This is a genomic window from Microbispora rosea (assembly GCF_900156315.1).
Lineage (GTDB): Bacteria > Actinomycetota > Actinomycetes > Streptosporangiales > Streptosporangiaceae > Microbispora > Microbispora rosea.
Window position 1 is genome coordinate 1 of record NZ_FTNI01000036.1, and the last position, 21,844, is coordinate 21,844.

Annotated in this window: 18 protein-coding genes; 11 read left to right on the plus strand and 7 right to left on the minus strand. The window is 70.7% G+C overall.

Annotated features, from left to right (window positions below):
• From BXA11_RS43495 to BXA11_RS35535, 3 genes are all read left to right on the plus strand, one after another.
• Window positions 1–300 (plus strand): hypothetical protein (locus tag BXA11_RS43495; RefSeq protein ID WP_208865594.1); only part of this gene is annotated, 300 nt, incomplete at its 5' end.
• 227 nt (window positions 301–527) lie between these two features.
• Window positions 528–1,685 carry a sensor histidine kinase gene (locus BXA11_RS35530; protein ID WP_083744816.1) on the plus strand — a complete coding sequence of 386 codons (1,158 nt, stop codon included), beginning with the start codon at window positions 528–530 and terminating at the stop codon, window positions 1,683–1,685.
• A complete protein-coding gene (locus BXA11_RS35535) occupies window positions 1,682–2,338 on the plus strand; it encodes a response regulator (protein ID WP_076441699.1) in 657 nt (218 codons plus the stop codon). Before BXA11_RS35530 ends, BXA11_RS35535 begins: the two co-directional genes overlap by 4 nt.
• A gap of 11 nt (window positions 2,339–2,349) precedes the next feature.
• Here BXA11_RS35535 and BXA11_RS35540 read toward each other — a convergent pair whose 3' ends face one another.
• Window positions 2,350–3,474 (minus strand): Gfo/Idh/MocA family protein, encoded by a 1,125-nt coding sequence (locus BXA11_RS35540; protein ID WP_076441701.1) that lies wholly within the window; start codon window positions 3,472–3,474, stop codon window positions 2,350–2,352.
• Window positions 3,471–4,511 (minus strand): aldo/keto reductase, encoded by a 1,041-nt coding sequence (locus tag BXA11_RS35545; protein ID WP_076441703.1) that lies wholly within the window; start codon window positions 4,509–4,511, stop codon window positions 3,471–3,473. Before BXA11_RS35545 ends, BXA11_RS35540 begins: the two co-directional genes overlap by 4 nt.
• Window positions 4,512–4,621: 110 nt before the next feature.
• Between BXA11_RS35545 and BXA11_RS35550 the strand changes: the two genes are divergently transcribed.
• The 3 genes from BXA11_RS35550 (at window position 4,622) to BXA11_RS35565 (ending at window position 10,493) form a co-directional block, all read left to right on the plus strand.
• Entirely contained in the window at window positions 4,622–5,074 is a 453-nt protein-coding gene (locus BXA11_RS35550) for a MarR family winged helix-turn-helix transcriptional regulator (protein ID WP_076441705.1), read from the plus strand.
• 152 nt (window positions 5,075–5,226) lie between these two features.
• Window positions 5,227–6,999, plus strand: a complete 1,773-nt coding sequence (locus BXA11_RS35555; protein ID WP_076441708.1) for a discoidin domain-containing protein — start codon at window positions 5,227–5,229, stop codon at window positions 6,997–6,999.
• A 17-nt stretch (window positions 7,000–7,016) separates the two neighbouring features.
• Window positions 7,017–10,493 (plus strand): discoidin domain-containing protein, encoded by a 3,477-nt coding sequence (locus BXA11_RS35565; RefSeq protein WP_208865595.1) that lies wholly within the window; start codon window positions 7,017–7,019, stop codon window positions 10,491–10,493.
• 8 nt (window positions 10,494–10,501) lie between these two features.
• Here BXA11_RS35565 and BXA11_RS35570 read toward each other — a convergent pair whose 3' ends face one another.
• The 3 genes from BXA11_RS35570 to BXA11_RS35580 all read right to left on the minus strand — a co-directional run bounded on the left by BXA11_RS35570 (window position 10,502) and on the right by BXA11_RS35580 (window position 14,153).
• Window positions 10,502–11,437, minus strand: coding sequence for an MBL fold metallo-hydrolase (locus tag BXA11_RS35570; protein ID WP_239104711.1), 936 nt, complete (start codon window positions 11,435–11,437; stop codon window positions 10,502–10,504).
• Window positions 11,438–11,526: 89 nt separating this feature from the next.
• Entirely contained in the window at window positions 11,527–12,981 is a 1,455-nt protein-coding gene (locus tag BXA11_RS35575) for an AAA family ATPase (protein WP_239104712.1), read from the minus strand.
• A 176-nt stretch (window positions 12,982–13,157) separates the two neighbouring features.
• Entirely contained in the window at window positions 13,158–14,153 is a 996-nt protein-coding gene (locus BXA11_RS35580) for a zinc-dependent alcohol dehydrogenase family protein (protein ID WP_076441714.1), read from the minus strand.
• A gap of 104 nt (window positions 14,154–14,257) precedes the next feature.
• Here BXA11_RS35580 and BXA11_RS35585 point away from each other — a divergent pair, with 104 nt between their 5' ends.
• Window positions 14,258–14,575 (plus strand): ArsR/SmtB family transcription factor, encoded by a 318-nt coding sequence (locus BXA11_RS35585; RefSeq protein ID WP_076441716.1) that lies wholly within the window; start codon window positions 14,258–14,260, stop codon window positions 14,573–14,575.
• On the opposite strand, the gene BXA11_RS35590 is transcribed toward BXA11_RS35585, so the two are convergent.
• Both BXA11_RS35590 and BXA11_RS35595 read right to left on the minus strand, forming a co-directional pair.
• Window positions 14,554–15,444, minus strand: coding sequence for a MurR/RpiR family transcriptional regulator (locus tag BXA11_RS35590; RefSeq protein ID WP_030511114.1), 891 nt, complete (start codon window positions 15,442–15,444; stop codon window positions 14,554–14,556). The genes BXA11_RS35585 and BXA11_RS35590 overlap by 22 nt on opposite strands.
• 147 nt (window positions 15,445–15,591) lie before the next feature.
• A complete protein-coding gene (locus BXA11_RS35595) occupies window positions 15,592–17,052 on the minus strand; it encodes a M14 family zinc carboxypeptidase (protein WP_076441718.1) in 1,461 nt (486 codons plus the stop codon).
• Between the two features lie 445 nt (window positions 17,053–17,497).
• Between BXA11_RS35595 and BXA11_RS35600 the strand changes: the two genes are divergently transcribed.
• The 4 genes from BXA11_RS35600 to BXA11_RS35615 are packed head-to-tail and all read left to right on the plus strand — an operon-like array spanning window position 17,498 to window position 21,836.
• Window positions 17,498–18,532 carry a methyltransferase gene (locus BXA11_RS35600; protein WP_076441721.1) on the plus strand — a complete coding sequence of 345 codons (1,035 nt, stop codon included), beginning with the start codon at window positions 17,498–17,500 and terminating at the stop codon, window positions 18,530–18,532.
• Window positions 18,533–18,564: 32 nt separating this feature from the next.
• The gene (locus BXA11_RS35605; protein ID WP_076441722.1) at window positions 18,565–19,323 is read left to right on the plus strand and encodes a glucose 1-dehydrogenase; all 759 of its coding nucleotides are present in this window, start codon (window positions 18,565–18,567) and stop codon (window positions 19,321–19,323) included.
• 24 nt (window positions 19,324–19,347) lie between these two features.
• Entirely contained in the window at window positions 19,348–20,616 is a 1,269-nt protein-coding gene (locus BXA11_RS35610; RefSeq protein WP_076441724.1) for a beta-ketoacyl-[acyl-carrier-protein] synthase family protein, read from the plus strand.
• The gene (locus BXA11_RS35615; protein ID WP_076441726.1) at window positions 20,613–21,836 is read left to right on the plus strand and encodes a ketosynthase chain-length factor; all 1,224 of its coding nucleotides are present in this window, start codon (window positions 20,613–20,615) and stop codon (window positions 21,834–21,836) included. Before BXA11_RS35610 ends, BXA11_RS35615 begins: the two co-directional genes overlap by 4 nt.
• Window positions 21,837–21,844 lie beyond the last annotated feature (8 nt).

Genomic DNA, 21,844 nt, shown 5'->3' on the forward strand with positions numbered 1-21,844 from the left:
GCCGACGACCCGGCCAAGACCATCGGCCCCGAATACCTCGGCTGGAAGCCGCACCTGATCAGCGACTCCTCCACCGGCGCGGTCGCCGCCGGCGAGCCGGTCTCCAGTGTCGTCTCCGACGGCACCGGAGCCCCCGAGGTGGGCCTGAAGGGCCAGGAACTGCTGGTCTCCTCCGCCAACTCCGCCGACGAGATCGGCACCTCGCAGGTCAACGCCGACCTCGCCCTGCGCACCCCCGCCGACGTCGCCGCCGGCGAATACCACTCCACCATCACCCTGTCGCTGTTCAACCAGTCCTGACCCGGCGGCCTCAAGGGCCGTCCACCCGGGGTGCCTCGTGACGAGAGTCGCGGGGCACCCGCTTCCTTTTCCGGCCGGTCTGCGCCAGGTCTGCGCGGAATACTCCCGGCGAAGTAGCCGTACGGCGGACGGAGCAGGATCGAGGTGCCTGTGGCCGGACGACGCGGCGCGGACGCGGCCCGGCCTAGCGTTGCGGGCGTCAGCAAGCCTCGAAGGAAAGGGCCCGCATGGCCGCATCCCCCACGGTGCCCGCACCCGCCTCCACCCCGGACACCCCGGTCCGCCGGACCGGCTGGATCGCCGACCTCACGTTCGCCGTTCTCACCGTGGTCCTCTTCGTCGCCGTCGCCCTCGCCACGGGGGTGCACAACCCCTGGGACGGCCCGATCCCCCTCGCGCTGTTCCTCGGCGTGCTCCTGCTCGTCCGGCGTCGATGGCCGATGACCGTGCTGCTGCTGTCGGTCGCCGCCGTCCTCACCTATCACCTGGGGCATTTCTCGCCCGCCGGATGGATCTGGCCCGTCGCTGCGGCGTACTTCACCGCGGCCGCCAACTCGCGGGTGCGCTGGGTGGTCGCCGTCGGCGTCACCCAGCTCGTCTACTCCGCCGTGGACGCCCGGTGGATGATCGACAGGAACCTCGTCCGGTATCTCATGCACACGCTCGGTGAGGGACTGCTGCTCGCGGCCCTCGTCGCCGTGGGGCTCGCCTACGCCGCGTCGCAGCGCCGGGGCGGCCTGCTGCGCGAGGCCGAATATCGCGCCCGCGCCGCGGAGGAGCGACTGAGCGTCGCGCGCGAGGTGCACGACATCGTCGCCCACACGCTGGCCGTCGTCGGCGTCCACCTCAACGTCGCCGCCGACACCCTGCGGGAGGAGCCGGCCGAGGCCGCCGCCGCGCTGCGCCTGGCTCAGGACGTCAGGAACCGGGCGATGAAGGACCTCAACGCCCTCATCGCCCTCCTGCGGGAGGGCCCCGCCGGCACCGAGCCCCAGCCCGACGTGTCATCGCTCGGCGCGCTCGTCGCCGACGCCCGCGCCGCCGGGCTCGACGTCGCCCTCCACGAACACGGGGACCTGTCCACGATCCCCGCCCCCGCGTCCGTCGCGGTCCACCGCATCGTGCAGGAGGCCCTCGCCAACACGCTCAGGCATTCGGGGGCGACCACGGCCCAGGTGGCGGTCGGCCGCCACCCGAGGTCGGTCACCGTCGAGGTCACCGACGACGGCAAGGGCGACCCGACCGGCGGCGGGATCACGGACGGGAACGGCCTCACCGGGATGCGCGAGCGGGTGCGCGCCCTCGGCGGGACGCTCACCGCCGGTCCGGCGCCCCGGGGATTCGCCGTGCGGGCCGAGATCCCTGTGGCAGGCTCTCCGGAGTGACGATCAGAGTGCTCCTCGCCGACGACCAGGCACTCGTGCGTGCGGGCTTCCGCAGCCTGCTGGCCCGCTCCCGGGACGTGGCCGTCGTCGGGGAGGCCGCCGACGGCGCCGAGGCCGTACGGCTGGCTGCGAGCACCCGCCCCGACCTCGTCCTCATGGACATCCGCATGCCGGGGACGGACGGCATCACGGCCACCCGGAGCATCGTCACCGGTCAGGGCTGCCGGGTCGTCATCCTCACGACCTTCGACACCGACGAGCACGTCTTCGCCGCGCTGCGCGCCGGAGCCAGCGGCTTCCTGACCAAGGACGTCGAACCGGCCGAGCTGCGCCGCGCGGTGGCCGCCGTGGCCGCCGGGGACGCGCTCCTGTCTCCCGGCGTCACCCGCCGCGTCATCGAGCGGTTCGCCCGGCGGCAGGACCTCGCGCCCGACGCCGAGGAGCGGCTCGCCGCCCTCACCACTCGCGAGCGGGAAGTGGTGCGGCTCGTCGCGCTCGGCCTGTCCAACGGCGAGATCGCCGAACGCCTGGTCATCAGCCCGCTGACCGCGAAGACCCACGTCGCCAGGGCCGTCGCCAAGCTGGACGTGCGCGACCGGGTGCAGCTCGTCATCCTGGCCTACGAGAGCGGCCTGGTGCGGCCAGGCGGCTGAGGGGTCGCTGGTCAGGGCGTCGTGACCGCGGATTCGATGCTGCGGTGCCGGGCGGCGCCGTGCGCGAAATCGGGCACGCCCGAGGTGCCGCCATCGCGCAGGTCGTCCAGGAAGCGGTGGTAGGCGTGCGCGACCGCGTACGCCGGTGCGTCGGCGCGGGGGTCCAGCCGCGGAACGCGGACGTACGACTCCGGCACGGTCAGGGGAGCGAGCCCTGTGGATGCGCCGCGGGCGCCCTCGATGGTGACCGGGCTGAGCTGGAGATGACCGATGGGGGCGGTGACGACGAGGTCGCCCTCGGTGCCGTTGATCTCCCAGCGGAAGTTGGTGCCCCGGGAAACGCCTCCGCGGTAGTGGAAGGTGGCCACCGCGCCGCCCGGCACTCGTCCCGAGGCCACCACCTGGTCCGGGACGGTCATGGGGACGGGCCGCCCGCTCCCGGTGTCCACGGCCGACGTACGCCGGGACGCCAGGCCGATCCGCAGATCCTCCGGCTCGCCCAGGACGGACGCGAATCCGTCGAGGGTGTGCGCGAAGGGGATGGTCAGCAGCGTCATGCCGTTGGCGGGGTCGAGCACGTGGTGATCGCCGGGGCCGACGGTGCCGCCCCAGGCGCCGCCGGAGCCGACGACCGTCGTGGACAGCACCTCCCCCACGTAGCCGTCGGCCACGAGATCCCGCAGGTAGGCCAGGGCCGGGTGCGACCGCGCCTGGAGCCCGACGACGGTCGGCACCGCGCGGTCGTGCGCGTGCCGTGCCATGTCCTCGGCCTCCGCGAGCCCGTTGCCGAGCGGCCACTCGCACAGCACGCTCTTGCCGGCGCTCAGCGCCGTCCGCACCAGGTCCCGGTGGTGCGGCACCTTCACCGCCACGACCACGAGGTCCACCTCGTCGCAGGCGGCCAGTTCGGCGGCCGTCCCGAAGGTGCGCGCCACCCCGTGCTTGTGTCCTGAGCGCTCCGCCGACTCCTTCGAACTCGTGCTCAGGGCCCTCAGCTCGTAACCCGGGACGGCACGCAGGGCCGGCAGGTGAGAGCGCTCGGCCCAGCTTCCGGCGGCCCCGAGTCCGATGATCCCTACGCCGATCGGCCTCCCTGACCGGACCGTCCCGGCAAGCGGTGACGTGGACGTGTTCATGAGTCGCGGCCTTCTTTCTCTGTAGCCGGCTTCGGGGTGCGCTCGCTGTCCAGCAGCGCCATGAGGGATGCGGCGTACCGGGTCCCGGCCACCGCGCCGGCCGGGACGGCCTCGTCGATCGCGCGGAGGTCCGCTCCGGTCAGGGCGACGTCGGTCGCGGCCAGGGCCTCCTCGATGCGATGCGGCCGGCGGGCGCCCAGGACGGCCACGATGGTGCCGCGCTCGCGGTTCTGCGCGATGACCCAGGCGGTGGCGAGTTGCGCGACGCTGATGCCGTACGCGTCGGCGAGTGGCCGCAGCCGGTCCACGAGGGCGAGGTTCGCGGGGAGATTTCCGGGATAGACGCGGGGCAGCCAGTGGGCGCGCGGGTCACCCCCGGCGGGCTGCCGGTAGACGCCGGTGAGCAGGCCGTGCGCGAGGACTCCGTAGGCGGTGACGCCGATCCCCAGCTCGCGGCAGGTGTCCAGGATGCCGTTGGTCTCGGGATCACGGCTGAACAGGGAGTATTCGATCTGCACGTCGCAGATCGGGTGCACGGCGTGGGCGCGGCGGATGGTCTCCGGCCCCACCTCGGAGAGCCCGATGTGGCGCACGTGCCCGGCGTGGACCAGCTCGGAGATCGCGCCGATCGTGTCCTCGATCGGGATGTCGGGGGCGAGGCGCGCGGGGCGGTAGATGTCGACGTGGTCGCTTCCGAGGCGGCGCAGCGAGTAGGCGAGCGCGTTCTTGACGTGGGCGGGCCTGCCCTCGATGCCGACGAAGGCTCCGTCGGGGCCGCGCAGAGCGCCGAACTTGACGCTCAGGAGCGCCTTGTCGCGATCACCCGGGCGGAGAGCCCGGCGGATGAGGTCCTCGTTGTGGCCCATGCCGTAGAAGTCGGCGGTGTCGAGGAGAGTGACGCCCGCGTCGAGGGCCGCGTGGATCGTGGCGACGGCGTCGGCCTCGTCGGCGGGGGCGGTGTGGTCGGACATGCCGGCGCAGCCCAGGGCGAGAGGGGCGGCCCGAGGGCCGCCGGTTCCAAGAGGTCGGGTGTGCATGGCGCCTCCTGCGGGGCGAGAAGCAAGCGTGGACGGCCGCCGACAGGGCTGCCGTGGACGCAGCCACCTGTTAGCGTTGATATCTCAACATTAGGGAGAGGTGTGTTGATATGTCAACGCGGGGAGAGCCGGCCGCTTCGAGCGAGGCCGCGACCGGAGCCGCGCCGGACCCCGTCGATTTCTGGGCCGCCTTCAAGCGCGCCCACGAGGTCGTCCGCGCCCGCGTGATCGCGGACACCGCCGAGGCGGCGGGCCTGTCCGAGCCCGACCTGTCGATCCTCGTCAACCTCGACAAGGCGGGAGGAGCTCTGCGCCAGAGCGAGCTCGCCGCGTCGCTCGGCTGGGATCGCACCCGCCTCTCCCACCAGCTCACCCGCATGAGCACCCGCGGGCTCGTCACCCGCGAGCGCACCGGCGGCGTCGTCGTCGCCCTCACCGACACCGGCCGCGCCGCCATCGCCGCCGCACAGCCCGGCCTGGACGCCGCCGTGCGCCGCCACTTCACCGGCAAGCTCTCCGCCCAGGAGATCGAGACGCTGGCCTCGGTGTTCGGCCGGTTCTAGCGAGGACAGGAACGCGAAGCCGTCGACACCACGGAGGGAGCGCCATGATCTTTTTCTTGCACACTAAATTCAAGTATTGACCTAAGTATCGAAGGCGATCATTCTCGGGTCAGGGCTCGCCTCTGTTCACCCCCCGAAGAGGAATCGCCATCATGAGAGAGCGTTCGACGATCCATCCCACGCGCCGCGCCCTGACGGCCGTGCTCAGCGCACTGGTCCTGGTCGTGGCCTGCGTCGTCGCGGCGGCGGCCACCTCCACGCCGGCCACGGCCGCGCCCGCGCTGCTGTCGCAGGGCAAGACCGCGACGGCCTCGTCCGCCGAGAACGCCGGGACGCCCGCCTCGGCGGCGGTGGACGGCGACACCGGCACCCGGTGGTCCAGCACGTTCGGCGATCCGCAGTGGCTCCAGGTCGACCTCGGCACCACGGCGACGCTGAGCCAGGTCATTCTCAGCTGGGAGGCCGCCTACGCCACGGCCTTCAAAATCCAGGTCTCCGGCAACGCCACCACCTGGACCGACCTCTACAGCACGACCACCGGCACCGGCGGCACCCAGACCCTCACCGTCAACGGCACCGGCCGGTACGTCCGCGTGTACGGCACCGCCCGCGCCACCGGCTACGGCTACTCGCTGTGGGAGTTCCAGGTCTACGGCACGACGTCGAGCGGCGCCTGCGGCACGGCCGACGCCGCCCAGGGCAGGCCGGCGACCGCCTCCTCCACCGAGAACGCCGGCACGCCCGCCTCCGCGGCCGTCGACGGCAACGGCGCGACCCGCTGGTCCAGCACGTTCGGCGACCCGCAGTGGCTCCAGGTGGACCTCGGCTCGGCCACGACGATCTGCAAGGTCGTCCTGACCTGGGAGGCCGCCTACGCCACGGCCTTCAAGATCCAGGTCTCCGGCAACGCCACCACCTGGACCGACCTCTACTCCACCACCACCGGCACCGGCGGCACCCAGACCCTCACCGTCAACGGCACCGGCCGGTACGTCCGCGTGTACGGCACCGCTCGCGCCACCGCGTACGGCTACTCGCTGTGGAGCTTCACCGTGAACACCACGGGCGGCTCGACCGATCCGACGACCGGCCCGACGACCCCGCCCGACGCCTTCTGGGGCGACACCTCGGCCATCCCGGCGGCCAGGAACGTCGTCATGGTCAAGATCCTCAACCGGACCAACGGCCAGTATCCCGACTCGCAGGTCTACTGGAGCTACAACGGCCAGGTCCACTCGATCGCCGAGCAGCCCTACTTCGACATGCCGGCCAACACGGCGGGCCGCATGTACTTCTACCTCGGCTCCCCCAACAGCCAGTACTACGACTTCATCGAGTTCACCGTCGGTCCTTCGGTGTTCAACGGCAACACGACCCGGGTGGACGCGTTCGGCCTGAAGCTCGCGATGCGCCTGCACGCCCGCGACGGCTACGACGTGGCGGTCGGCGAGGACTACGCCACCTTCGCCGAGTCCCGCGCGGCGACGTTCCAGCGGTTCGCCGACGAGGTGCCGGCCGAGTTCAAGCCGCTTGCCCAGGTGCAGGCGCCGTACCGCATCCCGGCCCCGGGGAGCGCGTCGATCTTCCAGCCCGGCGGGGCGTACGCGAACTACTTCACCGGCTACGCCGCCCAGCAGGGCGTGACGGCGACGACCTCACAGGTCACCGGGTGCGCCGGGCCGCTCGCCGAGGCGCCGAAGATGTGCGCGGCGCTCAACCGGCACGTCGCCGGGCTGTCCGACGCCCAGCAGTCGGACCCGTCGAACTACTACACGGCCGCGCCGGCGAACTACTACGCGAAGTTCTGGCACGACCACGCCATCGGCAAGCTCGCCTACGGCTTCCCCTACGACGACTACGCGGGCCATTCCTCGTTCATCTCGCACGGCGACCCGCAGTGGCTGCTGGTCGCGGTCGGCTGGTAACGCAGGCAGGAGACGCCATGACACACCCCCTCACGCTCCGGCGCGGGCTCTCCCTCATGCTGGCCGCGGCGCTCGCGCTGTTCGCGAGCGTCGTCGCCGGGCCCGCGTACGCCGCGCCCGTCCTGCTGTCGCAGGGCAAGACCGCGACGGCCTCGTCCGCCGAGAACGCCGGCACCCCCGCCTCGGCGGCGGTGGACGGCGACACCGGCACCCGGTGGTCCAGCACGTTCGGCGATCCGCAGTGGCTCCAGGTCGACCTCGGCACCACGGCGACGCTGAGCCAGGTCGTCCTCAACTGGGAGGCCGCCTACGCCACGGCCTTCAAAATCCAGGTCTCCGACAACGCCACCACCTGGACCGACCTCTACAGCACGACCACCGGCACCGGCGGCACCCAGACCCTCAACGTGACCGGCTCGGGCAGATACATCCGGGTCTACGGCACCGCCCGCGCCACCGGCTACGGCTACTCGCTGTGGGAGTTCCAGGTCTACGGCACCACCGGCACGTCCTCGGGCTGCACCGGCCCTGACGCCGCGCTGAACCGGACCGCGACCGCCTCGTCCACCGAGAACGCCGGGACGCCCGCCTCCGCGGCCGTCGACGGCGACGCCGGCACCCGCTGGTCCAGCGCCGCCGCCGACCCCCAGTGGCTCCAGGTCGACCTCGGCTCGGCCACGACGATCTGCAAGGTCGTCCTGACCTGGGAGGCCGCCTACGCCACCACCTTCAAAATCCAGGTCTCCGACAACGCCACCACCTGGACCGACCTCTACAGCACGACCACCGGCACCGGCGGCACCCAGACCCTCGACGTCACCGGCTCGGGCAGATACGTCCGGATGTACGGCACCGCCCGCGCCACCGGCTGGGGCTACTCGCTGTGGGAGTTCGCCGTCCACACCAGCGGCGGCGGCACGACCGACCCGCCGCCGACCGGCACGCCGATCTCGGCGTACAAGCAGGTGACGGCCTCGTCCTGGGAGGGCGGCAACGCCCCGGCGGCCGCGCTCGACGGGCGGACGACGACCCGCTGGTCAAGCCAGTACTCCGACGACCAGTGGCTGCGGGTGGACCTCGGCGGCGCCGGGCACATCACCGGCGTCACGCTCAACTGGGAGTCCGCGTACGCCACCGGCTACCGCATCGAGGTGTCCGCCAACGGCACGTCATGGACGCCGATCCACACCACGACCAGCGGTAAGGGCGGCGTGGAGAACCTGAGCGTCACCGGCGACGGCCGCTACGTCCGCTTCGTCGGCACGGCGCGGGCGACGGGCTACGGCTACTCGCTCTGGGAGTTCCAGGTCTTCGGCACCGTAGACACGGCGGCCACGACCGCTCCCCTGCTGTCCGCGCCTGCCAAGGCCCCGGCGACCACCGGCCAGTTCGCGCTGTCCGCCCCCGCCGACAAGGCCATGATCACCGACACCCGGCGGCCCGCGTTCTCCTGGGCGGCCGTCTCCGGCGCGGTGCGCTACGAGGTCTGGCTGAACGTCAGCCGCACCGACTACGACTTCACCGCCTCGGGCAACCTGATCGACCTCTACACCAAGGTCGCCGAGCCGACCGGCACGAGCTACACGCCCACCTGGGACATCCCCGACCGGTGGACGTACAAGTGGTACGTCGTCGCGGTGAGCGGCTCGGGCGCGAGGACGACCTCGAACATCCGCACCTTCAGCCTCTACCTGCCCGACATCGAGCAGGTCGCCGACGGCGTCCCGGTCGTCGGCGGCGCCCGCGACCTCAACAAGAACGGCACGGTCGAGCCGTACGAGAACTGGCGGCTGCCCGTCGAAACCCGCGTCAACGACCTTCTCGGCAGGATGACCCCCGAGGAGAAGGCGTACCAGATGTTCTACAACGCCCAGGCCTACCCGCTGTCGGGCTGGCACTTCGGCCCGGCGTTGCCGAACGACCTGCACGCCGTGCTGCTGAGCGCGTCCGGAACCCGGCTCGGCATCCCGCCCGTCTCCGCGGGCGACACCATCGCCGGATACCAGACCACCTATCCGCTGCAGAGCACGCTCGCGGCGGGCAAGGACTACGCGCTCGACTACAAGCTCGGCGACATGCAGCGCCGCGAAGAGCTGGAAGTCGGGGCGCGCGGCGTGCTCGGCCCGCTCGCCGAGGTCGGCACCAAGGTCCTCTACCCCCGCATCCAGGAGGGCAACGGCGAGAACGCCGACGTCGCGGCCGCCCAGGTCCGCGCGCTGGTGGCCGGGCTCCAGGGCGGCCCCGAGCTCAACCCCGCCTCGGTGCTGGCCACCGTCAAGCACTGGCCGGGCGAGGGCGCGGGCGGCGAGGCCGGCATCACCTACGACGCGGTGACGATCAAGTACCACATGATCCCGTTCAGGGCCGCGATGGAGGCCGGCGCCGTCAACATCATGCCCGGCTACGCCGGGAGCTCCTACCTCGACCCGGGCGGGTCGGGTGCGGGCGACAGCAAGCCGATCCTCGACTACCTGCGGAACAACCTCGGCTACACCGGTCTCATCACCACCGACTGGCTGCCGTCGTCGGTCTGGGTCAAGGCCGCGAACGCCGGCTCCGACGTGATGGGCGGGGCCGACCCCGGAGCCACCGGGTTCACCATGGCGACGTTCCTCGCAAACGTCCCGATCGCGCGGATCAACGACGCGGTGACCCGGATCCTGCGCCTCAAGTTCACGCTCGGCGTGTTCGAGCGCCCGTACGGCGACCCGGTGAACGGGCCCTACCGCTTCCACCAGCCGTCGTACGTCGCGCTCGCCAACCAGGCCGCCCGGGAGTCCGTCACGCTGCTCAAGAACAACGGCGCGCTGCCGCTGAAGCTCAAGGCGGGCGACAACGTCGTCGTCGCCGGTCCGCGGGCCACCGACGGCTCGGCCTGCTGCATCTGGACGAGCTTCTTCCATCAGGAGTACGGCTCGCAGACCCTCCTGGACGCGGTCAGGGCGCGGGCGGCCACCGCGGGCGTCAACGTCTACCAGGACACCGGGCCTTCACCCAAGCTCGCGATCGTGGCGGTCGGCGAGCCGACCTACACGCACGCCACCGCCTGGGTGAAGGAGCAACCCCAGCTGCCCGCCGACCAGCTGGCCGTCATCCAGAGCTTCAAGAATCAGGGCATTCCGGTGGTCGTCGTGCTGCCCCTCCCCCGGCCCATCGTCATCAGCGAGTGGAACGGCCTCGCCGACGCCATCGTGGTGACGTACCGGGGCGGTGAGGAGGTCGGCCCGGCCACGGCGAGTCTCCTGTTCGGCGACTACACACCGCGCGGGCGTCTGCCGTGGCAGCTGCCGCGCAGCCTCGACCAGGTCCTCAAGCCGGGCGGCGGCGACGTGCTCGCCGACGCCGTCGAGGACTGGAACCTCCCCTACGACCTGGGCGCGACCGCCGCCCAGCGCGCGGAGATCCGGGCCCGCATCGACGCGGGCCAGACCGTCCCCACCACCTACGGCAACCCCCTCTATCCGTACGGAGCCGGCCTGCAGGGCTGGTCGTGACGCCCGCTTCAGACTGAAGTGGGCAGCGGCCCGCCGCTCCAGGTCATGGCGTCGCCGAAGGCGGCGAGGAGATCCACCTCGCCGCCTTCGGCCTCGGCGTAGGCGCGGTGGAGGTTGAGCACCAGGCGCTCGGCGTCCGCCCATCCGGCGAACTCCCCCAGGTCGGCCGCCTGCGCGGCGGCCAGCGGGGTCAGCCCGTTCTCACGTCCCGCCTGGGCGGTGTCGAGGACGAAGCGGTAGTACCGCTCGTGCGCGGCCAGGACCTCCGGCAGCTCGGAGGCGGTGGCGAGCGGCCCGTGTCCCGGCACGACGTGCTCGGGTTCGAAGGCCGCCAGCCAGTCCAGCGACCGCAACGCCCCCTCGACCGACCCCATCAGGACCATCGGGGTGAGCCCGTTGAACAGCAGGTCCCCGGCGAACAGCACCCGTTCGCCGGGAAGCCAGGCCACCACGTCCCCGGGAGTGTGGGCGGCGTAGCCGGGATGCCGCAGCTCGACGCGGCGCGCCCCCACATGGACGGTCAGCTCGGAGGTGAAGACCACCGACGGCGGGCGGCGCGTCACGTGTCCCCAGTCGGGCACCGGCGTCCACACCGGCGGGCAGGCGTCGATGATCGGATCGACCAGCAACGCCTCTCGCATCGCCGCGTGCCCGAAGACGACCGTGTCGTCCGGGAGCAGGCTGTTTCCGTAGCAGTGGTCCCCGTGCTGGTGGGTGTTCACCGCCAACCGGACCGGGGCGTCACCGGTCGCCTCGGCCACCGCGCCGAGGAACCGCCGGGTGCGCTCCTCGGTCGCGCAGGTGTCGACGATCAGGACGCCGTCGTCGCCTGCCACGGCTCCGGCGTTGTTCAGCCACCACGTGCCGTCCGGCTGCGTCCAGGCGAAGACCCCTGGCACCACCTCATGCAGCCCCGCCCCCTCGGCCCGCTCCACCACGCTCACGATTCCTCTCGTCGACGTCCTGTCCAGGGGGGACCCTATCGACGGAGGCCCACGTCCCCGCTCGGGGGATGGCCGGTCAGCGAGGCGCGTCAGCTCCGGCCGTACAGAGCCGGAAGGTCGATCAGGTGCACATCGGATGAGGCGCGCGCCTGGGCCGCCGCCTTATCGTTGAATCCGGCGCCGCTGAAGCAGACGAGACGGGTACGCGTAGTGTCGTAACGGCCGGACGCGGCGATCAAGTCACGGATGTGCCGGAGACGTTCGACGTGGGCGATTCCCATCGTGTCGTTCCATTTGGCTTCGCCGATGGCCAGGAGCGGCGGCTTGCCGCCGTCAGCGATGCCGATCACGGCCACGTCCACCTCGTGACCGGTTCTGGCCTTGGAATCGTGGACGACACCGTGACCGACGCGGGCAGGCAACCCGCCGAAAAGGTCGGGATCGGCGTGATGCAGCGACCACTCCCGGCAGATCTGCTCGAAATGCGGGCCGAGAACATTGCTGACGAAGCGGCGGCGGCTGGCCTGCCAGACCCGGGCGGCGCTGCCCGGTCGCTCGAGCTGATCCCAGACCGGCCGCATGATGGCGTGGTAGAAGCGGATCAACGGTTCGGAGATGCGGTATGTGGCGCGGTTGTCCCGGAACGCATCCGTATCGCGGTGCAGCAGGCCTGCGTCTTCGAGCACGTTGATGGGATGCGCGATGTCCGTCGCCTTGCGTTCCAGGTAGCCGGCCATGCCCCCGCGCGTGGCGTTACCGTCGGCGACGGCCGCCAGGACGGACAGATACAGGGCGCTGTCACGCAGGTCCGGCTCCTCGGCAAGCAGATAGCGGGCTTCGCGGAACAGTGGTGTCTCCGGGTTGAGCACAGTGCGGACCACCCAGTCGTCGAAGTCCTCCGGTCCCGCCGGAGTGTCGCCCCGTGCGAACTCGCGACGGTAGGCGGGCGTGCCGCCGACAACGGCGTTCACCTTGATTGCCAGCGCCGGATCGGAGATCTCCCAGAACTCGGCGGCCAGACGGTGGTCGAGCGGACGGACGAGCAGTTCCAGCCCCGCCCGTCCGCGCAAGGGCGCGTTCCCGGACAAGAGCCGGCCCATGAAGGACAGCGCCGAACCACACAACAACAGACGCGTACGGGATGTGGTGCGCTGATCCCGCATCGGCCGGAACGCCTCCTGGATGAGGGAAGGCAACTCCGGGTTCGCCCGTGCGAGGTAGGGAAACTCGTCGATCACGACGGGGGTGGGCCGCTCGGAGCCAAGAGCCAGGAGCGCGTCGAGCACTTCGGACCAGTCGGCGAAATGATAGGGGGTGGCAGGGCGGGCATGGGCGGTCAGCGCGGCACTCAACCGGCGCAGCGATTCGGCATCGGCCGCCTCGGTCGCTCCGAAGTAGAAGCCGCCTGCGGCACGACACGCGGCGTCCAGCAGGAAGGTCTTGCCCTGGCGCCGTCGCCCGGAGACCACTCCGAGAGTCGCGCCCGGTTGCTCGTCGGTGATGAACCGCGTCAAGGCGGACCATTCGTAGTCGCGGTCGAACATCCCGACCGGCTTATCCATCCGTGCCCTCGCAGATATAGAAGTACAGTTACATAAACTGTAGTCCTACAAAGAGGCGGCCGTGCGGACACCGGCTCCACAGGATTCGCCCATGCTGTAGCCGGGCACCGTGCGCGATCGGTCGCCCCACGTCGCCACGCTCACTGCTGCACGGTCTGCTACACGGTGAGCACGATCTTGCCGATCTGGGTGCCGGACTCCATGTGCCGGTGTGCCTGCGCGACCTCCTCCAGCGGGAACAGGCGGTCCACCACCGGGCGGAAGGCGCCCGTACGCAGGCCCGAGGCCACGAAGGCGGCCGCGCGGCGCATCCGCTCGGGATCCTTGGTGATCTCCAGCACCGTGTACGTACGCATGTTCAGCGCGGGCATGCCCAGGTCGAAGCCCGGATAGGGCGTGGGCTGCCCGCTCTGCGCACCCCACAGCACCAACGTCCCGCCGGGGGCGACGGCCCTCGCCAGTTCCGTCACGCCCGGTCCGGCGACGGCGTCGAAGACGTACGCGGCGCCCCTGCCGTCGGTCAACTCAAGCACCCGTCCCGCGACGTCCTCCTCGTCGGAGACGACGACCTCGGCCGCGCCCTCCTTGATCAGCCGCCGGCTCTTGGCACGGGTGCGGGTGACGGCGATCGGCGTGGCCCCGACGCGGTTGGCCGTGTGGATCGCGGCCAGGCCGATGCTGCTGGACGCCGCGGTGATCACCGCCACGTCGCCCGCCCGCATCCCGGCCACCTCCGCCATGGCGCCGTAGGCCGTGAGGTAGGGCATCCACACGGCGGCACCGGTGACCGCGTCCACCCCGTCGGGACGGGACAGGAGCGCGGACGCCGGCACGATCGCCTGCTCGGCGTAGACGCCGTAGTCGTTCTGGGAGAAGAAGCCCGGCAGGACGCTGACCGCGTGGCCCTCCGCGAACCCGGCCGCCTCCGGGCCGAGCGCCTCCACCACACCGGCGGCCTCGGTGCCGAGCGTGGCGGGCAGATGCTTCACCGGCTCGATGTACCGGTCGCGGCGGAACAGGATCTCGGCCCTGTTGACGCCGATCGCCTCCACCCGGATCCGCACCTCGCCCCGCCCCGGCTCCCCCGGCTCCAGGTCGTCCAGCCGCAGCACCTCGGGCCCGCCGATCTCGTGGAACCGCACCGTCTTCGACATGTCGTCGTCCTCCGCTCGTCGTGATCGTGGTCCGCTGTGTCGGTTCACTCTGCGGCGAAAGTACGATCGATGTCAAACTTTGATGGGTGTCGTACTATGCAGCCATGGGACGTACGCCACCGCATCCAGAGGTGTCACAGTTCGACCTCCAGCAGGTGCTGGAGGCCCTCGTCGATCCGGTGCGCCGGAGCATCGTCGCGCAGCTCGACGCCTCCGGCGTGGACATCCCGTGTGGGGGCTTCGACATCCCGGTCAGCAAGTCCACCGCCACCCACCACTTCAATGTGCTGCGTGAGGCGGGCCTGATCCGGCAGTACTACGTCGGGACGTCGCGGATGAACTCCCTGCGCCGCGCCGAGATGGACGAGGTGTTCCCCGGCCTGCTCGACGCCCTGACGCGTCAGCCGGTGAGGAAGACCTGACGCTCGGCGGCCCTGTCGTCGAACGCCTCCAGCCGGGCCTGCCCCTCCGCGGCGAGGGCGTCCAGCATGGTGTGCAGCAGCGCGGTGCACAGGACCGTCGGACCGGCGTGGGAGTCGAACGCGAAGCCCGAGCTCACCGGGGCGAGCAGGACCTCGTCCGCGAGGTCGGTGAGCCGGCCCACCGGCTGGTCGGTGACGAGGGCGATCTTCAGCCGGACCCGTCGCGCCCAGACGAGCCCCTGCTCCAGCTCACGCGGATAGCGCGGCAGGCCGATGGCGAGCACCCACGCGGCGCCCGACTCCGCCGCCCTGCTCAGCCGGTCTTCCATGATCGAGCCCGGCACGTCCAGGACGCGTACGTCCGGGAGCACCTTCTCGGCGAGGTAGCCGAACAGGTGCGCCAGCGGCGCGGAGATCCGCAGGCCCATGACCAGAAGCGGGCTCGACCCGGCCAGTTGACCCGCCACCCGCCGGAGCTGCCCGGGGTCGGCCAGGCCGTCGCGCAGCCGTTCGAGGTCGCGGATCTCGGAGGTGACCAGCTCCTGGATCTCGTTGTGGCGGTCGTCCGTCTGAGCCGGTGGCCGATCGCCGAACACCGATGTGCGCAGCGCCTCCCGGAACTCCGGGAACCCACGGAACCCGAGCGCGGCGGCGAAGCGGGTGACCGAGGGCTGGCTGACGCCGGCGCGCTCGGCGAGGTCCGCGCTGGTGAAGAAGACGGCCTCCTGCGCGTTGTCCAGCAGGTAGCGCGCGATCCGGCGTTGCGACGGCGAGAGGCGGTGGCCGTCGAAGAGCGCGCGCAGATTCGCGACGATCCGGGCGGCGTCCAGGACGGCGAGCGGCCGGCCGGGCTCTGGGACGTGCCTCATCCTGGAACACTTCCCTTCCTCGAGGAGTGACGGACCCGGCCTTCTAGCCGGGCCGCCTCACTCGTGAATCGTGAAGCGCCTGCCGGATGCAACGCCGCCGGGCGGCCCCCGCAGGGACCGCCCGGCTACGTCGCGTCGTGATGTCGGTCAGTTCTTCGGGCCGTTGCCGTTGAACCTCGTCTTGCACTCCTGCAGCCGCACGTCGACCTGCTCGCCCCGGTCGACGGTCACGTGCACCGTCTCCAGAACCTCGCCGGTCGGGCGGGCGCAGGTGAGCGTCCAGCTCTCCTTGATGAAGTTGCCCGGCCCGGTGGCGACGACACCGGTCTCGGTGTAGGCCGGGGCCGGCCGTACGGACGGGTTGACGTGCCAGGCGAACTTGCCGTTGGTGGGCGCGACAAGCGTCGACTCCAGATGGGTGGGGACCCTCTGGGGCGGGTCGAGGACATCGTTCGCCTGCTTGATCGGCGCGGTCCACAGGTCGAAGTCCTTGGTGATCTTCAGGACCGCGCCCTTCGGCGCCTTGCCGGTGATGACGGAGTGCGCCGCCGGATCGGCCGCGTACTCCAGGGCCACCATGAACGCCTCGCGGTTCGACTTGCCCTCGTAGCGGCCGGTGCCCGTGTAGTCCTCGATCACCTCGGAGTAGGTGTTGTTGGTCGACTGGGTCTTCATGATCTCGAAGGTGAACCCGAGGCCGCGGGTCGCGTAGTACGACCAGTCCGGGGTCTCACCGGTCGTCTCGTAGTCGAAGCCCGACTTCATGCCGGTGTAGCCGTTCTCGGCCGTGATCGCGTCGGTCAGCGCGGCGTAGACGGCCTCGTCCGGGGCGTCACCCGCGCGCTTCTCCAGCGGCGGGCGCAGGACGGTGTGACCGGAGGTGTGGTTCGTGATCAGGACCGTGACCTGGTTGTTCTTGGTCAGGTCCATGATGTTCTGCACTTCGGGCTCGGAGCCGGGCCCCGGGCCGCGGGTCGTCGCGTTGGAACCGGCGTTGCTGCCCCAGCCGAAGGGGTAGTTGCGGTTGATGTCGACGCCGCCGCTGCTCGCGCACGTCGGGGACACCCCACAGCTCGTACGCCGGTTGATGACGAACCCGTCGACGTTGACGACCGGGACGAAGATGACCCGTGCCGTGTCGAGCAGACGCGTGATCCGGGGGTCCTTGCCGTCGTTGCCGATGAGGTCGTAGGCGAACTCCATCGTGTGCTCGCCGGACGGCCACTCGTTGCCGTGGTGGACGCCCATCATCAGCAGGACCGGCTTGCCGTCGGCGGCGTCGACGTCGTGGGTGACCTCGATGCCGTACACCTCCCGGCCCTGGCGGGTCTTGTGCGGCAGCGTGATGTGCTTGACGAGGCCGGGATGCCGGGCGCTCAGCGCCAGCATCTCGTCGTTGTAGTCGGTGATCGTCCGGTAGGTGGTCCGTCCGCTGGGCAGGCTCGGCGCCTGCTCCTGGACGATCGCCGGGGAGTCCGCGGTGGCGGTGACATCCGCGCCGGCGGCCGGAATGCCGAGACCTCCCAGGAAACCGACGCCCAGCGCCAGCGTGAGAACGCGTTTCCCGAGGACAGAGGCAGTGGAGGGGGACGTGCCTCCTGAAGACATGCTGAAACCTTTCTCAGCCGCGGACGAGCAGGAAACGAAAACGCATCCTTTTCTCCGGGCCGTCTTTCGGCAGCTCGCGACGCCCCCCGAACCGTCGCTGACTGCAAAGTTTCAGTAAGTCTGCGGGGTGAATGTGAGGCTGTCAACCACTGATCGGCTGCCTTCTCCGCACGTACGGAAAATGCGTCGGTGATTTCTCTCACCCGGACGAAATTCCGATGGTGCGGGAAGAACCGCGGCGGGAGCTCAGTCTCCGTTGAGCGCTGTCTGAGGAAGGCGTGAGACGGCTTTGTCAGGATCAGTGCCGTCCGCCGGATATGAGCCGCAGCACATCGGACCACGCTCGCGGCGCGAGACGGGACAACGCGTGCGGGGCCTCACGGAACGTGCTCTCGACACCATCGAACGACCTCGACAGATGCGACACGCACAGAAGGGCGTACGTATGACGAACGATTCCTCGCAGCAGCTCCAGGCCGACATCTCATGCATAAAAGAAATCGCATGGGGCCTGGTCTCCACCGCCGCCCTGGTGGCCGCGGTGGACCTCGGCGTCGCCGAAGCCCTGGAGTCGGGACCGCGCGACCACCGCGATGTCGCCCGCGAGCTCGGCGCCGATCCCATCGCGCTCCGGCAGCTGCTCGACGCCCTCGTCACCAGGGGCGTCTTCCAGCGGCTCGACGACGGGCGCTACACCCACACCGGTCTTTCGCTGCTGCTCAGGGAGAGCGACCCCAACAGCGTCACCTACCTGGTCCGGTGGATCGGTCACCCGTGCTTCTGGACCCTCTGGCCGCACCTCACGGATGCCGTACGGCAGGGCAAGGCGCAGTCCGTCGCCGTCTTGGGCAAGGACTTCTTCAGGTACATCCATGAGGACGACCCCGCCGCCGTGGACGTCTTCAACGCGGCCATGACCCAGGCGAGCAATCACACCTCGGCAGAGGTGGTCAAGGCCCTGGATCTGTCGCAGGCGCAGGTCGTCGCCGACATAGGCGGCGGCCAGGGGCACCTCATCCGCACGGTCCTCGACAGGAACCCCCACCTGAAGGGTTACCTCATGGACCTGGAGGGGGTCGTCGCCAGGGCGCTTCCCGAGTTGCGTCCGAGCGGTGAGTTCGCGGACCGCGTGACGCTGATCGGCGGCGACTGCCGGCAGGAGGTCCCCGCCCAGGCGGACGTCTACCTGCTCAAGAACATCCTCGAGTGGGACGACGAGAGCACGATCCGGACATTGGAGAACGTGCGCCGTAGCGCACGTCCGGGCGCCCGTGTCGTCGTCGTGGAGACACTGACCGACCACACCCCCGAGCCACAGGTCACGACCTCGCTCGACCTGCTGCTCCTCCTCAACGTCGGCGGCCGGAAGCACTCGTCGGAGCACGTCGCGGAGCTGTTCGCACGTACCGGGATCCGGTTCGACCGGGTCCGGCCGACCGGGACCTTCCTGTCCCTCGCCGAGGGCACCGTCGGCGCCTGACCACGATCCCCCTTCACGAGGAGAGGACGGAAATGACGATACGTCTCGACGACCGGGTCGCGATCGTGACCGGCGCGGCATCGGGAATCGGCGCCTCGGCGGCCGTCGCGATCGCCGCCGCCGGCGCCCATGTCGTTCTGGCCGACATCGCCGGCTGCGAGGATACAGAACGCGCGATCAAGAACGTCGGCGGAGACTCCCTGACGATCAGGACCGACGTCTCACGGGCGGACGACGTGAAGTCGCTCGTCGCGCGGACGATCGCCGCGTACGGCAGGCTCGACCACGCCTTCAACAACGCCGGCACGGAGGGCAGGGCCGAGCACGAGATTCACGAGGCGGACGAGGAGGCCTGGGACCAGGCGCTCGCGGTGAACCTCAAGGGCGTGTGGCTGGCCATGAAATACCAGGTTCCCGCGATGTTGGACAGCGGCGGGGGATCGATCGTCAACGGCGCCTCGGTCGCGGCCATGGTGGCCTTCGACAAGAACGGGTCCTACGTGGCCGGCAAGCACGCCATCCTCGGCCTCACCAAGACCGCGGCCCTGGAGTACGCGGACCGCGGGGTGCGCGTCAACGCGGTCTGCCCGGGAGTCGTCCGCACGCCCTTCATCGAGCGGTTCACCGGCAACGTCCCGGAGGTCGAGGCCCGCTACACCGAAATCATCCCGCTCGGCCGTATGGCTGAGCCCGAGGAGGTGGCCAAGGCGGTCGTCTGGCTCCTCTCCGACGAGTCCTCTTACGTGACCGGGCACGGCCTCGTCATCGACGGGGGCCTGGTCGCCCGCTAGATCAGGACGGGAGGCCGCGTCCTTATGAACCGGCGAGTCGTCATCACCGGAATAGGCGTCATGGCACCGGGTGGAATCGGCACCAAGGAGTTCTGGGAACTGCTGAGCGACGGCCGTACGGCGACCCGGAGGATCTCGCTCTTCGATCCCGCTCAGTTTCGTTCTCAGGTCGCCGCCGAAATCGACTTCGCTCCGGAGGAGCACGGGCTGACGGCACGAGAGGTGCGCCGCATGGATCGCGCCGCGCAACTCGCCGTCGTGGCCGCGAGGCAGGCGCTGGAGGACAGCGGCATCGATTTCGATCGCATGAATCCCCACCGTACGGGTGTGACGATCGGCAGCGCCGTGGGAGCCACCATGGGACTCGAGGAGGAGTACCGGGTCGTCAGCGACGACGGCCGTGAGTGGCTGGTCGACCACCGCTACTCGGTCCCGCACCTGTACGGGTACCTGGTCCCGAGTTCGTTCGCGGCCGAGGTCGCCTGGGCGGTGGGCGCCGAGGGGCCGGTGGCCCTCGTCTCCGCGGGATGCACCTCGGGGATCGACTCCGTCGGCCATGCCGTGGAGCTGATCCGCGAGGGCTCGGCTGACGTGATGGTCGCGGGTGCCGCGGACGCGCCGATATCGCCGATCACCGCGGCGTGCTTCGACGCCATCAAGGCGACGACGCCGCGCAACGACGATCCGGAGCACGCCTCCCGCCCCTTCGACGACAGCCGCAACGGCTTCGTGCTCGGTGAGGGGGCGGCGGTCCTCGTCCTGGAGGAGCTGACCGCGGCCCGGCGCCGGGGAGCGCACATCCGTGCCGAGATCGCGGGATACGCGACGCGGTCGAACGCGTTCCACATGACGGGCCTGCGGCCGGACGGGAAGGAGATGGCGGAGGCGATCCGCGCCGCTCTGGACGAGGCGAGGCTGGACGCCGGCGACGTGGACTACGTCAACGCCCACGGTTCCGGCACGAAACAGAACGACCGGCACGAGACCGCGGCGTTCAAGCGCAGCCTCGGAGCCCACGCCTACGAGGTGCCGATCAGCTCCATCAAGTCGATGATCGGGCACTCGCTCGGCGCCATCGGCTCGATCGAGATCGCGGCGTCCGCGCTGGCCATCGAGAACGACCTCGTGCCTCCGACGGCGAACCTCCGTCATCCCGACCCGGAGTGCGACCTCGACTACATCCCGATCACCGCCCGCGAGTGGCGGACCGAGACCGTCCTGACGGTGGGCAGCGGCTTCGGCGGCTTCCAGTCGGCGATGGTCCTGACCGACCCGGATCGGAGAGACCGGTGAACACTTCGGTGATCGTGACCGGCTTCGGGGTCACCGCCCCGAACGGGCTGGGGACGCGCGACTACTGGTCGGCGACGCTGGCCGGGCGCAGTGGCATCGACCGGGTCTCACGGTTCGACGCCGGCCGCTACCCTTCTCGGCTGGCCGGCGAGGTCTCCGCGTTCGTCGCCGCCGACCATCTGCCGAGCCGGCTCCTCCCCCAGACCGACCACATGACGCGGCTGGCCCTCGTCGCCGCCGACCTGGCGCTGGCCGACGCGAACGTGTCATCCGGCGACGCGGACTCGTACGGCATGGGCGTGGTCACGGCGAGTTCGGCGGGAGGTTTCGAGTTCGGCCAGCGAGAGCTGCAGAACCTCTGGCGGCACGGCAGCAGGCATGTCAGCGCGTACCAGTCCTTCGCCTGGTTCTACGCGGTCAACACGGGCCAGATCTCCATCCGGCACGGCATGCGCGGGCCGAGTGGCGTCGTCGTCACCGACCAGGCCGGTGGGCTGGACACGGTGGCGCAGGCGCGCCGCCTGATACGCAAAGGTACCGGCCTCGTCCTCGCCGGGGGCGTCGACGGCTCGATCTGCCCATGGGGATGGGTGGCCCAGATGGCCGGCGGCCGCCTCAGCCGCTGCGACGACCCGCGCCTGGCCTATCTCCCGTTCGACGCCCGCGCGGCCGGCCACGTTCCCGGTGAGGGCGGGGCGATCCTGGTCCTCGAGGACGCCGAGGCGGCGGCGCGCCGCGGCGCGGGGCCGGGCTACGGCGAGATCGCCGGTTACGGGACCGCCTTCGACCCGCGTCCCGGCTCGGGAGGCGCGCCGGCCCTGCCTCGCGCTATGGAACTGGCCGTGCGCGACGCCGGGCTGTCCCCGGGTGACATCGACGTGGTCTTCGCCGACGGAGCGGCGGTTCCCGCGCTCGACCGGATCGAGGCCGACGCGATCACCGCGATGTTCGGCGCCGGCCGCGTCCCCGTCACCGTGCCGAAGACCATGACCGGGCGGCTGTACGCGGGCGGCGCGGCGCTGGACCTCGCGACGGCGCTGCTGTGCCTGCGGGACGGCGTGATCCCGCCCACGATCAATGTGACACCGGAGGCGGCGTACGGCCTCGACCTCGTCACCCGGCGGCCCCGGACGGCTCCCGTGCGGACGGCGCTGATCGTCGCGCGGGGAGAGGGCGGCTTCAACTCGGCGATGGTCGTGCGCCGTCCTGACGACGAATGAAGGAGAGA

Coding starts and splice junctions, on each gene's coding strand:
- BXA11_RS35545 (WP_076441703.1), bottom strand. CDS start 4,511: ATGCACACCCGACCTCTTGGAACCGGCGGCCCTCGGGCCGCCCCTCTC.
- BXA11_RS35540 (WP_076441701.1), bottom strand. CDS start 3,474: ATGAACACGTCCACGTCACCGCTTGCCGGGACGGTCCGGTCAGGGAGG.
- BXA11_RS35575 (WP_239104712.1), bottom strand. CDS start 12,981: ATGTTCGACCGCGACTACGAATGGTCCGCCTTGACGCGGTTCATCACC.
- BXA11_RS35610 (WP_076441724.1), top strand. CDS start 19,348: ATGAACCGGCGAGTCGTCATCACCGGAATAGGCGTCATGGCACCGGGT.
- BXA11_RS35590 (WP_030511114.1), bottom strand. CDS start 15,444: ATGAGGCACGTCCCAGAGCCCGGCCGGCCGCTCGCCGTCCTGGACGCC.
- BXA11_RS35550 (WP_076441705.1), top strand. CDS start 4,622: ATGTCAACGCGGGGAGAGCCGGCCGCTTCGAGCGAGGCCGCGACCGGA.
- BXA11_RS35565 (WP_208865595.1), top strand. CDS start 7,017: ATGACACACCCCCTCACGCTCCGGCGCGGGCTCTCCCTCATGCTGGCC.
- BXA11_RS35580 (WP_076441714.1), bottom strand. CDS start 14,153: ATGTCGAAGACGGTGCGGTTCCACGAGATCGGCGGGCCCGAGGTGCTG.
- BXA11_RS35595 (WP_076441718.1), bottom strand. CDS start 17,052: ATGTCTTCAGGAGGCACGTCCCCCTCCACTGCCTCTGTCCTCGGGAAA.
- BXA11_RS35605 (WP_076441722.1), top strand. CDS start 18,565: ATGACGATACGTCTCGACGACCGGGTCGCGATCGTGACCGGCGCGGCA.
- BXA11_RS35600 (WP_076441721.1), top strand. CDS start 17,498: ATGACGAACGATTCCTCGCAGCAGCTCCAGGCCGACATCTCATGCATA.
- BXA11_RS35555 (WP_076441708.1), top strand. CDS start 5,227: ATGAGAGAGCGTTCGACGATCCATCCCACGCGCCGCGCCCTGACGGCC.
- BXA11_RS35585 (WP_076441716.1), top strand. CDS start 14,258: ATGGGACGTACGCCACCGCATCCAGAGGTGTCACAGTTCGACCTCCAG.
- BXA11_RS35530 (WP_083744816.1), top strand. CDS start 528: ATGGCCGCATCCCCCACGGTGCCCGCACCCGCCTCCACCCCGGACACC.